Source organism: Nonomuraea sp. NPDC049684 (assembly GCF_044465345.1).
Lineage (GTDB): Bacteria > Actinomycetota > Actinomycetes > Streptosporangiales > Streptosporangiaceae > Nonomuraea.
On record NZ_JBITLO010000006.1, the window covers coordinates 429,451 to 442,910 of the forward strand.

A 13,460-nucleotide genomic window follows, 5' to 3' on the forward strand; every position below is an offset into this window, starting at 1 on the left:
TTCGTATAAGGCAAAGTGTTAGTCTGGGGCGAACTTTGGAGGGGAGCCTATGACCGCTTTCGCCCGGTTGAGTCTGGTCAACCGCAGTCTTGTGATCTTGGTGGCGGTCGTGATCACCGCGTTCGGCGCGTTCACGATTCCGCAGTTGAAGCAGCAGCTCCTGCCGTCGTTGGCGTATCCGGGCGCGTTCGTCATCGCGCCCTTCCCCGGCGCCTCGCCGGAGATCGTCGAAGACCAGGTGACGAAGCCGATCGAGGACTCCTTCCAGGGGATCCCCGGCATGGAGCAGATGACCTCCACGTCGAAGGAGGGCATGGCCCAGATCCAGGTGGCCTTCGAGTACGGCACCGACATCGAGGCCTCGCTGAACAAGATGCAGCAGGCCGTCGCCAGGATCTCGCTGCCGCAGGGCGTCGATCCGCAGGTGGTGGCGGGCAACACCGACGACATCCCGGTGCTGGTGCTGGCGGTGGGCGACGGCGGCGACGAGCGGGCGATGGCCGACAAGCTGCGCCGGATCATGGTGCCGGAGCTGCAGAGCGTGGAGGGCGTGCGCGAGGCGGCGGTCACCGGCACCCGTGACGAGGTCGTCACGATCGAGCCGGACGTCAAGAAGATGGCGCTGGCCGGGGTGTCGGCGGCGCAGATCCCCGAGGTGCTCAAGGCGAACGGCACGCCGATCCCGGCCGGGTCGCTGACCTCCGACGGCAGGTCGCTGACCGTGCAGGTGGGGGCGCGGGTCGACTCGCTGGAGAAGCTGAAGAACCTCTACCTGACGCCCGCGCAGCCTGCCCAGCAGCAGGCCCAGTCCCCGGCCCAGACGCCGGGGCAGACTCCGGGGCAGGCGCAGGGCCGCCCGCAGGCCGGGCAGCCGGCCCAGACGGGCCGTGCGGCGCTGCCGCAGCAGGTGGCGCGGCCCAAGCCGCTCAAGCCGGTCAAGCTCGGTGACGTGGCCGAGATCAAGCGCGGCCTGGCCGACGCCTCGACGATCACCCGTACCGACGGCAGGACGAGCCTCGGCGTGTCGGTGACGATGACGCCCGACGGCAACGCGGTGACGATCTCCCACGAGATCCGCGAGAAGCTGCCGGAGCTGACGCGGTCGCTGGGCGACTCCTCCGACACGCAGGTGTCGGTGGTGTTCGACCAGGCGCCGTACGTGGAGGAGTCGATCGAGAACCTGACCACCGAGGGCCTGCTGGGGCTGGCGTTCGCGGTGCTGGTCATCCTGGTGTTCCTGCTGTCGGTGCGTTCGACGCTGGTGACGGCGGTGTCGATCCCGCTGTCGGTGGTGATCGCGTTGCTGGCGCTGTGGGCGGGTGACTACTCGCTCAACATGCTGACGCTGGGCGCGCTGACGATCGCGGTGGGCCGAGTGGTCGACGACTCGATCGTGGTGCTGGAGAACATCAAGCGCCATCTGGGTTACGGCGAGGCCAAGCTGCAGGCGATCCTGACCGCGGTGCGGGAGGTGTCGGGGGCGGTGACGGCCTCGACGCTGACGACGGTGGCGGTGTTCGCGCCGATCGCGATCGTGGGCGGCATGGTCGGGGAGTTGTTCCGGCCGTTCGCGGTGACGGTGGCGGTGGCGTTGCTGGCCTCGCTGGTGGTGTCGCTGACGGTGGTGCCGGTGCTGGCGTACTGGTTCCTCAAGGCGCCGTCATTGTCGCCGGAGCAGGCGCGGGCCCAGCGTGAGGAGGCCGAGGCCAAGGAACTGCGCAGCCCGTTGCAGCGGGCGTACCTGCCGGTGCTGCGGTTCGCCACGCGGTTCAAGCTGGTGACGGTGCTGATCGGGGTGGCGGTGTTCGTCGGGACGATGGGCCTGGCGGGCGGTCTGCGGACGAACTTCCTGGACTCCTCCGGGCAGAACACGATCTCGCTGACGCAGAAGATGCCGGTCGGCACCGATCTGGCCACGACGGACAAGGCCGCCAAGAAGGTCGAGGGTGTGCTGTCGGGGCTGGCCGGTGTGGAGACGTACCAGGTCAACGTGGGTGGCGGCAACGCCATGCAGGGCGGCGTGGGCGGCGGCGCGGACCGGGCGTCGTTCTCGGTGACGGTCAAGGACGGCGCCGAGCCGGCGACGGTGGAGCAGCAGCTCCGGGAGAAGATCACGGGCCTGTCCGGGGTCGGCGAGGTGACGGTCGGCGGCGCCGGCGGGGGCGGGTTCTCCTCCGACACGGTGAGCGTGATCGTGCAGGCGCCCGACGCCGAGTCGCTGCGCACGGCGACCGAGGCGGTCAAGGGTGCGATGGGCCAGGTGAAGGGTCTGCGTGACCTGTCGTCGAACCTGGAGGCCAGCGCGCCGCGCATCGAGGTCGCGGTGGACCGGGAGAAGGCGGCGGCCAAGGGGCTGTCGGAGGGGCAGGTCGGCCAGGCGGTGGCGCAGGCGTTCCGCGGCGCGCCGCTGGGTCAGATCACCCTGGACGGCCGCAGCAGCGACCTGGTGCTGCGCGGTGGCGACGCGCCCGACGACGTCAAGGCGATCGAGGACCTGAAGCTGCCGACGGCGGCGGGCCTGGTGAAGTTGTCGTCGGTGGCCAAGGTGGAGCAGGTGGCCGGTCCGACGCAGGTGACCAGGATCGACGGTGAGCGTTCGGCGACGGTGTCGGGCAAGGTGGAGGCCTCGGACCTGGGCACGGTCACGCAGGAGCTGACGACGAAGCTGAAGTCGGTGTCGCTGGGCGCCGGCGCCCGGTACGAGATCGGCGGCGCCTCGGCCGACCAGGCGGACGCGTTCTCCGACCTGGGCATGGCGATGCTGGCGGCGATCGCGATCGTGTTCATGATCATGGTGGCGACGTTCCGGAGCTTCGTGCAGCCGCTGATCCTGCTGGTGTCGATCCCGTTCGCGGCGACCGGCGCGATCGGGCTGCTGGTGGCGACGGACACGGCGATGGGCGTGCCGGCGCTGATCGGCATGCTGATGCTGATCGGCATCGTGGTGACGAACGCGATCGTGCTGATCGACCTGATCAACCAGTACCGGGATCAGGGGCTGGGCGTGGTCGAGGCGGTGATCGAGGGCGGCCGGCGCAGGTTGCGGCCGATCCTGATGACGGCGGTGGCCACGATCTGCGCCCTGACGCCGATGGCGCTGGGGGTGACCGGTTCGGGCGGGTTCATCTCGCAGCCGCTGGCGATCGTGGTGATCGGCGGCCTGGTGTCCTCGACGCTCCTGACGCTGGTGCTGGTCCCGACGTTGTACACGGTGGTGGAGCGGGCGAAGGAGCGGATGGGGCGCAAGCCGTCGGCGCCCAAGCACGAGGCCAAGGTCCTCACGCCCACGTCGTGAGCGGAGCACCCCGGCGCCGACCTCATGCGGCGCCGGGGGTGGGTGGGGTCATGGATGCCCGGTGCGAGGTCTCTCACCTCGCGCCGGGCATCCGGCCGTTCGGGGGGCCGTCAGACGTCGCTGAAGGAGGCGCTCTGGTCGAACAGTGCGCGGAAGGGGGACAGGCTCTCGAAGATGACCGCGCGGGTGGTGACCTGCGCGCCGCCGGCCGCCCATTGCGAGGCGATGGCGTAGCGGGTGTTGACGGCGATGTCGGCGCAGCCGGTGAGGTCGAGGTGTCCCATCGGCCGGCCGGATGAGGTGGCGTGGCCTTCGCCTCTGCAGCCGTTGCCGGTCTGTCCCTTGGTGATGACGTACATGTCGGAGATCAGGTCGAGCCCGTTCTTGCTGGCGCACAGCCGGATGGTCCAGCCGTTCTGCGACCTGTCGGCGCAGCCGCCGGCGGCGTGCGCGGGGGTACGTGGCGCCGGCCACGAGGGAGACGCCCATGAGGAGCGCGCCGAGCGCTGCCGCGGCCCGGCGGAAGAGGTCGCGGTGTGTTCCGTGGGCATGGGGCATGTGCCGTTCCTTTCGTTGCGGGAATTCGGCGTTTCTGGCGTAGGGCCAGGTGCTTCATATGTAATTTCTGTGGCCTGCGGGCGGCAACGTGTGCATTTGCTCCACAGTGGGGCTTGGTTATGGGGGACGTTGGCACCACAGCGTGCCGCGGAGGCCGGTTTTGCTGGTGTGATCGCCTTGCCACTCCGCGTATTGTGAGAATGACAATTACCAGTAATTTGGCCAGATATATCGCGCCGTCGACGGCGGCCGTTACAAATTTTATGTTTATCTTATTGTGATCCCGGATCTTGTTGCCTGGCGATCTTGACGGCAGGTAAAGCTTGTTTGCTAATCCAACTCGTGACAGATTGTGAGTGTTAGTGAACAAGTTAGTCAGCGCGGCAACGGTGAGCGGAAAGCCGCCCAGACGCCTCGCCGTCGCCGCGACGCTCACGGTGGCGGCGTCGCTGCTGGTGGCCGGAACCACGGTGGCGTCGGCCGACCCCGAACCGGCTCCGGCCGCGACCCCCGCACCTCCGTCGATGACGACCTTCCCCAAGCCGGAGGATCCGGACGCGCCGCTGCGGGCGGCGGTGGCCCAGGCGCGCAAGTCCGGGAAGCCGGTGCCGGTGGAGGCGGCCTTCACCGAGTCGGCCCGCGTGTGGGCCTATCCCGACGGGCACCTGACCACCCACGCCTACGACGGGCCGGTGCAGCTCAAACAGGCCGACGGCGGCTGGGGCCGGATCGACACGAGCCTGGTGGAGCGGGACGGCGTGCTGAAGCCGAAGCTGGCCAAGGCCGACGTGAGCTTCTCGCTGGGAGGCGATGGCCCGTTCGCCTCACTGGCACGTGACGGGAAACAGCGGGTCGCCCTGTCCTGGGGCGCGCCACTGCCACGCCCGGAGATCACCGGCGACAAGGCCCGGTACGCCGACGCCGCCGGGCCCGGCGCCGATCTCGTGGCCACGGCCCTGCCCACCGGCTTCCGGCACGACGTCGTCCTGCGCGAGCGGCCCACGAAGCCGGTGGAGTTCCGGCTGCCGGTGGAGACCGACGGCCTGACGCTGTCGATGTCGAAGGGGGGCGGGCTGGCGCTGAAGAACAGCAAGGGCAAGACCGCCCTGTCGGCTCCGGCGCCCCGGATGTGGGACGCCGCGGCGGCCGACACCGCCGACGACCAGCCGGGCCGCGAGGCCAAGGTCAGGACGAGCGTGGAGACCAAGGACGGCCGGACCGTCCTGGTGCTGAAGCCGGATCCGGCCTGGCTGGCCGACCCGGCCACCCGGTACCCGGTGACCGTCGATCCCACCACCACTTTGGGCGTCACCCAAGAGGTGGGGATCATGTCGCCCAACTCCCAGATCGCGCCGGGCAGGGTCGGCCGCCAGAACTACCGGCGCTGCACCGGGACGTGGCCCAACCAGACCTGCACCGACGTCCCCGAGACGCTTCGGGCGTTGATGGCCTTCGACACCACGTCGATCGCCAACCGGAACGTGCTCAAGGCCACCATGCAGCTGACCCTGCGGGCCAACGCCAGCTCCTGCCTGGTCAACTACCAGTCGATCTTCGCGCATCGGATCACCGAGGCGTGGGTGGCCGACGACACGTTCTGGAGCAGGCAGCCCGCCACCACCCCCGACGGGCGCTCCTCGATCAATCCGTGCATCCAGCCGCAGACCGCCGGGGCGGTGTGGAGCTGGGATCTGACCGCGATGGCTCAGGCCTGGGCCGGCGGCGCCCCCAACCACGGGCTGATGATGCAGCTGGGCACCGAGAGCACCCCTGCCTCCAATGCCAGCGAGAACTTCGACTTCTGGCCTCAGGCCTACAACCAGAACGTGCCCAAGCTGAGCGTGGACTGGGTGCTGCCGCCGGAGATCCCGACGGTCGCCGCCGAGTCGATCGACTCTCTGAGCGGCAACGACGCCATCGCCCGCTCCACCGCGGTCAAGGTCACCTACAAGTCCGGCGTGCCCGAGGCGACCCCGCTCGACTACACCGTCAGCGTCAACGACTCCACCATGGCGCCGCCGCCCGCGCAGCTCCCCACCGGGGAGGCGGGCTACTGGAAGCTGGACGAGACCTCCGGGGCCGGCGCGGCCGACGCCTCCGGCCACAACCTGAACGCCACCCTGACCGGTTCCTACAGCCGCGTCCCGGGGCAGGTCGGTCAGGCTCTCAAGCTGTCCGGCGGTACCGGCGCCACCGCCGGGCCGGTGCTCAACACCGATCAGAGCTACACGGTGACGGCCTGGGTCAGGCTTGAGGACAGCGCCGAGGACCAGGTGGTCTTCTCCCAGCAGGGCGTCAACCAGCCGGCCTTCACCCTGGCCTACGCCCGCTCGACGGTTCCCGAGGTGGATCAGCGGTGGATTCTCACCATGGTCACCCAGGACATCTCCGATCGGATCTACGAACAGTGGGCGGTCTCCAAGAACATCGCCCGGGTCGGCCGATGGAGCCATGTGGCGATCCAGTACGACCAGAGCGCTCACAAGATCCGCCTGTTCGTCGACGGTGAGCTGGCCGACGAACGCGATCACACCGTGACGTGGAACGCCCGCGGCGCCTTCCAGTTCGGCAAGGGGCAGATCGCCGGTGACCACACGCCCTTCACCGGCGCGATCGACGACGTCCACGCCTACCAGAGGGTCCTGTCGGCGTCCGACCTGCGCACGATGGTCACCGCTCCGGGCACGACGACGAACAACGGCGTGCCGGCCGGTCAGACCCCGGAGAGGATCTTCTCCCTGGACAATCCGGCCAGCTTCAAGTTCGTGGTCAAGGCGTGCCGGACCGGGGTGACGCCGCCGTCCTGCAGCGAGAGCCCGGCCTACCGGATCACGTCCGACGCGGCGACGCTGCCCACCGACACCGAGACCGGCATGGCCGACCCCGCCCAGCCGATCCTGTCCGGCATGGTCAACCGCCCCTCCGGCGGGCCGGTGACCGCCAAGTACTACCTGTACGACAACGCCGGAACCCCGGTCGGGTCGGCTCCGCTCGGGACCCGGAGCGTCAGCGGCGGCGAACGCGCCTCCTTCCAGATTCCCGCCAACACGGTCCAGCCCGGCACCACCTACAAGTGGCAGATGGTGGCCTGCGCCGTCGGTCAGGGCGGCACCACGACGCCGGGCAGCACGCCGACCCCCACGCCCACGCCGACACCGACCCCCACGCCGCTTCCCCAGGGGCTCGTGGCCGCCTACGGCATGAACGAGGGCGCCGGCACGAGCGTCGGCGACGTCTCCGGCAAGAACAACACCGGAACCGCCCAGAACACGACCTGGACCGCCGGCAAGTACGGCAAGGCGCTGTCCTTCAACGGCACGTCCAGCAAGGTCTCCGTCCCGCACAACGCCGGCCTGGTGCTGCCGCGGGGCATGACCATGTCCGCATGGATCAACCCCACCAGCCTGAGCGGCTGGCGCAGCGTCGCCTTCAAGGACTACACGGACGGCGTCGGCTACGGCCTGTACGCCTCCAACGGCCTGACCCCCAGCAGCTGGCTGCGTTCCGGCGGCGTCCACCAGCAGGTCGACGGCACGGCGGCGCTCTCGACCGGCGCCTGGTCCCACCTGGCGGTCACCCACGACGGCACCACCGCACGCCTGTACGTCAACGGGCAACAGGTCGCGCAGAAGGCCGTCGGCGCTCTGGAGGACTCCGGCGGCGCCCTGCAGATCGGCGCCAACACCAACTGGGGCGAGTACTTCGGCGGCGCGATCGACGAACTGCGCATCTACAACCGCGCGCAGACCGCCGCCGAGATCCAGGCGGACATGCAGGCCCCGATCGGCGCGACCCCGACCCCGACCCCGACGCCTACCCCCACCCCGACGACCACGCCGACCACCCCGACGACGCCGACCACGCCGATGCTCGAGGAGGTCTGCACCCCCAAGACCGCCCCGGTGTCCTTCACCACCCCGGGCACGCCCCCGCCGCCCCCGGTGGAGGACGTGCGGCACCTGACCCTGGGCAAGGACAACTTCGTCATCAAGTCGGCCAAGACCGACCCGACCGCCTGCGACGGCCACCCGTGCACGGTGACCGACGCGACCACGGCGCGCATTGGGGGCGCCGGTACCGAGAAGACCGTGGCGCTCGTCAAGATCAAACTCGACGAGCTGCCTCCGGGATCGATGGTGACGGAAGGAGTCCTCAAGCTCGGGGATCCCGTCTGTCCGGCTGGTACGTGTCCGGCCGACGCGGTGGTCACGGCGACGCCGCTGCAGAGTTCGGTCACCGGCGAGACCAAGGGTTCGGATCTGGCTGGTGATGCCGATGCCGACATCGCGCCGTACACGCTTCCACTGAGCGGTCCTCAGAGTGACATCGCCAGTAGCGTCTATCAGTGGCTGATGCTGACCTCGAACAAGGACGAGGTGATCGCGTTCGGGGATGAAGTGGCAGTCCAGCAGCCGTCGCTCACGCTCACCTATCTGCCGGCCGGTCCACCCGGAAAGGTGCTCAACCTGGTGGCTTCCGGTGGCGACGCGAGCGCTGTCGCCAGCTGGGGCCTGCCTGAGAGCAACGGCAGCGTCGCCCTGCTGAACGGGTACGACGTCGAGGTGCTCGACAACGGCGGCGCCGTGGTCAAGACACTTGAGGCGAAGGATCCATACGCGGCCGTCTCCGGCCTGACGAACGGGCAGAACTACACCATCCGGGTGCGCGCGAAGACGGCCTTCGGCACCAGCGGCTGGGAAGCCGCCACGGTCACCACCAAGGCCGTCCCGCCGCCTCCCGCACCAGGAAGCACGTGTGTCCTGGAGCCCCTCTCGGCGGCAGGTCGCGCCGCGAGCGCGAAGGCCGCCACAGCCGGCGTGAGCTCGGGCGCACAGGAATACGGCGACCGGATCAAGGCCTACTTTCAGGCGCAGGATGTCGTCCTGGAAAGAGGAGCCGCGACCGTCTGGGACGCTCCCGGTGTCACCCCTCAGGCGCCTGCCACGGCCAAGCTGTCGTTGCTCAACAATGAGCTCGAGCAGAACCTGAAGGACATGCAGCGGAGGGGCGTCACGCGTGACGGCTCCGAGGTCGAGCTGCTGAACCCGGTGATCCAGGCCATGCCCGACGGCACTGTCAAGGTCACCACGGAAGTGAAGCGGACCTGGACCGAACAGAAGAGTTCAACCGTCAGCGCGGCTCAGGCGCGTTCCGCGACAGGCGCGGCCGGTGTCGTCGAAGGCATCGAATCCACGATCTCGATCTTCGTCTTCGACCGCTGCGGTGATCTGACCATCATCGACGTCCCCCTGCCGAACTACGAGGACACGAGCGACGGGCATGACCCGTGCTCCGGCCTCGTCCATCCCGACGGCACGGTCGAGGCCGTGTGCGGGGTGTCCGAGGGCGGCGCGGGCGGGGCCGCCGCCGGGCCCGGAGGTTGCCGGGCCAATCCGTACGACATCTACTGCCAGCAGGTGGAGAGCCTGCGCATCAAGAACTGGTACGTACGGTCGTCGGTGTATTCCAAGTGGTCCAAGCCGGTGGACTGGGGCCGGAAGAAGGCTCACGAGTGGTGGGCCGTGGGTCCCTTCGAGAACATGTTCTTCGCCTACCCGAACTCCGGTAAGTACTGGAACACGAAGTTCGGCGTGGCGATGCAGAAGGCGCTGTTCGGCACCAAGAAGGAGAAGGGGATGGAGGTGATCGCCAAGGGGTGCTTCCTGCAGGAGTCCCTCAATCTCGGAAGTGACATCGCGACCGACATCGCGCCCAAGATCTTCAACAACTCGCCGGAATACAAGTTCAACATCTCCCTGCCCGTCGAGTATTCGATCGCGGGTGAATGTCACGAGACCAAGCTCACCAACAACCTCGAGAACGCCAAGACCACGGTCAAGCGAAGCGAGCCCGAGGTCACGGCTGAATGCAGCACGAGCCCGCTCATCGGGGTCTGCATGCTCACGCGGTTCGGACACCACTTCCACGGCATCCTGAACGCCGAATTCAAGCTGGCGGGCATGAAGTACATCTTCATGGCCGAACACTCCATCGTGTGCCATACGGAACGCACGTTCGTCGTAGAGGTCGGATGGGTGTGGCACAAAGAGAACAAGGGAGTCGGGTGTCGCCCCACGCGCGGCCAGTTGACCGCGCAGGCCGTCCCCGATAAGTAGCCGCTTCTCGTGCGTGGAGGCGCTCGGAACACTTCGAGCGCCTCCACGTCGTTCGAGTCCGGGAGCCTCCAGAGGATGCGGCCGGACGGCGGGAACGGCGGACGGCCCGATGAAGTAAAGAGTGCTTTTGGAGGTGGCGTTGACCGCGTAATGGAAATGCACCGCCAGGTTTCGGGCGGAGAAATGCGTTCGGGGGCGGAAAATAAATTCCGGATCGATGTCTTGACGATTGCTGGTGGGGGCGGGTCACGATGGAGGGGCCAGAGAAAGATGTCCTGTGGGAGGAAACGTGTTCAAGGAAGCATGCGCTGTGAGCGCCCTTGTCGCTGCCGCCCTCGCCCCTTCGATGGCCTCGCAGGCGCTGGGGGAGAAAGTCCATGCCACCACCGCCACGCCCGCCACGCCGGCCGCGCTTGCCGACTGTGCCGCGGGCGGCGCCGCCAGTGGCGCGCCCAAGTGCAAATATCTGGAGGAAGGCAACAAGCGGTGCTACTACTGCCGCGACAAGAAGGGCGGCGGGTACAAGAAGCAGTACTGCGAGCAGAAGACCAAGCAGCCGGAGCAGTCGACCGAGCGCGAGTGCAAGACCACCAAGGAACCGATCACGGGGAGCCCGGACCGTACGTGCAAGACCTGCACGGACGCCAAGACCGGCAAGGTCCTGTCCCGGGAGTGCAACAGCTAGCCGACGTGGGGCACGCGCTTCCGGTGACGGTCCGACCGGCCCGAACAGCCCGAACAGCCGCGGCTGAGCGGCAAGGGCCGGTGACCGGGAAGCGGGGGAGGCGGTGCGGTGCGAGGTCGGTACGACCCCCCCGCGCCGCCCCCCAAGGCCCGCGGCGATCACTTCTTGAAGGCGTCCTTGACCTTCTTGCCGGCGTCCTTGACCTTCTCGCCCGCCTGCTTCAGGCCGCCTTCGGTCTGGTCGGCGCGGCCTTCGGCCTGAAGGCTCTCGTTGTCGGTGGCGTCGCCGATGTTCTCCTTGGCGCGTCCCTTGAGCTCCTGGGCCTTGTTGCGGATCTTGTCGTCGGTGCTCATGTTCATGCCTTTCTGGTCGGGTCCTCGCGACTTCCGTACTTACCGGCCAGGACGGGCGGAAACATGGCCCCCGTCCGGCCGGAGGCGCGACGGCGCTGGTCAGCGCCCCTCCGTGCGCGCGAAGGCGGCCACCGGGACGCCCGCGCGGGCTGGATGCGGTGGGGGCGACGGGGTGTGAATAGACTTGTCCAACGTGACTTCCAAGCCGCGCATCCCGAACGTCCTGGCCGCCCGCTACGCCTCACCCGGGCTGGCCCGCCTGTGGTCTCCCGAGTACAAGATCATCGCTGAGCGGCGGTTGTGGCTGGCGGTGCTGCGGGCGCAGGCCGAGCTCGGGGTGGCGGTGCCCGAGGGCGCGGTCGCCGACTACGAGAAGGTGGTCGAGCAGGTCGACCTGGACTCGATCGCGGCGCGCGAGCGCGTCACCCGCCACGACGTCAAGGCGCGCATCGAGGAGTTCAACGCGCTGGCCGGGCACGAGCAGGTGCACAAGGGCATGACCTCGCGCGACCTGACCGAGAACGTCGAGCAGCTGCAGATCCGCGACAGCCTGCTGCTGGTCCGCGACCGCGTCGTGGCGCTGCTGGCCCGCCTGGCCTCCCTGGCCGAGGAGCACACCTCCACCGTCATGGCCGGGCGTTCCCACAACGTGGCGGCGCAGGCCACCACGCTGGGCAAGCGGTTCGCCTCGGCCGCCGACGAGCTGCTGGCCGGCTACCACCGGCTGGAGGAGCTGATCGGCCGCTACCCGCTGCGCGGCGTCAAGGGCCCGGTCGGCACCTCCCAGGACATGCTCGACCTGCTGGGCGGCCGCCAGGACAGGCTGGCGGAGCTGGAGGAGAAGGTCACCGCGCATCTCGGGTTCTCCCGGCGGCTGACCAGCGTCGGGCAGGTCTACCCGCGCTCCCTGGACTTCGAGGTGGTCTCGGCGCTGGTGCAGCTGGCGGCCGCGCCGTCCTCGCTGGCCAGGACGATCCGGCTGATGGCCGGGCACGAGCTGGTCACCGAGGGGTTCAAGGAGGGGCAGGTCGGCTCCTCGGCGATGCCCCACAAGATGAACACCCGCTCCTGCGAGCGCGTCAACGGCCTGACCGTGGTGCTGCGCGGCTACGCCTCGATGGTGGGCGAGCTGGCCGGCGACCAGTGGAACGAGGGCGACGTGTCCTGCTCGGTGGTGCGCCGGGTCGCGCTGCCGGACGCGTTCTTCGCCTTCGACGGGCTGGTGGAGACGATGCTGACGGTGCTGGAGGAGTTCGGCGCGTTCCCGGCGGTGATCTCGGCTGAGCTGGGCCGCTACCTGCCGTTCCTGGGCACGACGAAGATGCTGATGGCCGCCGTGCGCGCCGGCATGGGCCGCGAGCAGGCCCACGAGCTGATCAAGGAGCACGCGGTGGCGGCGGCGCTGGCGATGCGGTCGCGGGGCGCGTCCAACGAGCTGCTGGACCTGCTGGGCGGCGATGAGCGTTTCCCGCTGGACCGGGCCGAGCTGGAGGCGCTGCTGGCCGACCGGGTCTCTTTCACCGGCGCGGCCGCCGCGCAGGTGGCCGAGGTGGTGCGGCAGGTGGGGCAGGTCGTGGCCGAGCACCCGCAGGCCGCCGCGTACCGGCCGGGCGAGATCTTGTGATCCACCGGCTCGGCGACCCGGGCGCGGTGCGCGCCGCGTGCGGCGACGACGACCTGGTGGTGTGGACGGCCCAGGACCTGCGCGGCCGGGCCCGCGCCTGGGCGTTACGGGAGGCGGTGGTGGCCGCCGCCCCGGGCCTGGCCCGATATGACCGGCTGGCGGTGTGGGGCGACCCGGACGACGCGGCCGAGCTGGTCCGGCACGCGCTGGCCGAGCTGGGGCCGACCTACCGGCCGCTGGGCGAGCGGGAGCTGATGCGGCGGGTGGCGGCGAGGCTGGAGGGCGTGCGGGAGAGCGGCGCGTTCTCGTGGATGAGCCTGACGGGGCCGCCCCGCGCCCGCACCGGCCAGCCCGGCACGCCACCCCTGGAAGCCGGTCCTCTGCGGGCCGGCCCGCGGCTGGGTGCCGGTCCGCTGGGCGGTGAGGCCGCGGGCCCGCCGCCGGTGGTCGGCTGGCTGGACGGCGACGCCGAGCAGGAGATCACGGCGCTGCTGGCCGGTGACGCGCCCTCCTCGTACGCGGTGCCGGGCGCGGCCGGGGTGCGGCGCTGGGCGGGCGCGCGGGTGGGGCGCGAGCTGGCGGCGGTGGCGGCCGACGCCTGGTCGGCGCCGTCGGTGGGGTTGCTGGCCGGGGTCGCCACGGCCGCCCGCTTCCGCGGGCGGGGGCTGGCCGAGCGGGTGTGCGGGTGGATGTCGTCCCAGCTCGTGGCCACGCACGGCCGCGCGGCGCTGATGGTGGACGACGTCAACGCCGCGGCGATCAAGGTGTACGAGCGCATCGGCTACCGCCGGCGCCTGGTGCTGGCCTGCCACGTCGCCGGCTGAACCCC

7 protein-coding genes are annotated in these 13,460 nt (G+C 69.6%); 5 read left to right on the forward strand and 2 right to left on the reverse strand.

Going from position 1 to position 13,460, the window contains the following annotated elements; all coding sequences use genetic code 11:
- Positions 1-49 precede the first annotated feature (49 nt).
- Entirely contained in the window at positions 50-3,295 is a 3,246-nt protein-coding gene (locus ACIBST_RS22390) for an efflux RND transporter permease subunit (protein ID WP_397174160.1), read from the forward strand.
- Between the two features lie 110 nt (positions 3,296-3,405).
- Here the strand turns inward: ACIBST_RS22390 and ACIBST_RS22395 are convergent, their stop codons facing one another.
- Positions 3,406-3,846 carry a hypothetical protein gene (locus ACIBST_RS22395; protein WP_397174162.1) on the reverse strand — a complete coding sequence of 147 codons (441 nt, stop codon included), beginning with the start codon at positions 3,844-3,846 and terminating at the stop codon, positions 3,406-3,408.
- 396 nt (positions 3,847-4,242) lie between these two features.
- Between ACIBST_RS22395 and ACIBST_RS22400 the strand changes: the two genes are divergently transcribed.
- Positions 4,243-9,969, forward strand: coding sequence for a LamG-like jellyroll fold domain-containing protein (locus ACIBST_RS22400; protein ID WP_397174164.1), 5,727 nt, complete (start codon positions 4,243-4,245; stop codon positions 9,967-9,969).
- A gap of 289 nt (positions 9,970-10,258) precedes the next feature.
- Entirely contained in the window at positions 10,259-10,654 is a 396-nt protein-coding gene (locus ACIBST_RS22405; RefSeq protein ID WP_397174166.1) for a hypothetical protein, read from the forward strand.
- A gap of 158 nt (positions 10,655-10,812) precedes the next feature.
- On the opposite strand, the gene ACIBST_RS22410 is transcribed toward ACIBST_RS22405, so the two are convergent.
- Entirely contained in the window at positions 10,813-11,007 is a 195-nt protein-coding gene (locus tag ACIBST_RS22410) for a CsbD family protein (protein ID WP_352350685.1), read from the reverse strand.
- A gap of 193 nt (positions 11,008-11,200) precedes the next feature.
- Between ACIBST_RS22410 and purB the strand changes: the two genes are divergently transcribed.
- Together purB and ACIBST_RS22420 are read left to right on the forward strand one after the other, a co-directional pair.
- Entirely contained in the window at positions 11,201-12,631 is a 1,431-nt protein-coding gene (gene purB, locus ACIBST_RS22415) for an adenylosuccinate lyase (protein WP_397174168.1), read from the forward strand.
- Entirely contained in the window at positions 12,628-13,455 is an 828-nt protein-coding gene (locus ACIBST_RS22420) for a GNAT family N-acetyltransferase (protein ID WP_397174170.1), read from the forward strand. Before purB ends, ACIBST_RS22420 begins: the two co-directional genes overlap by 4 nt.
- Positions 13,456-13,460: the final 5 nt, after the last annotated feature.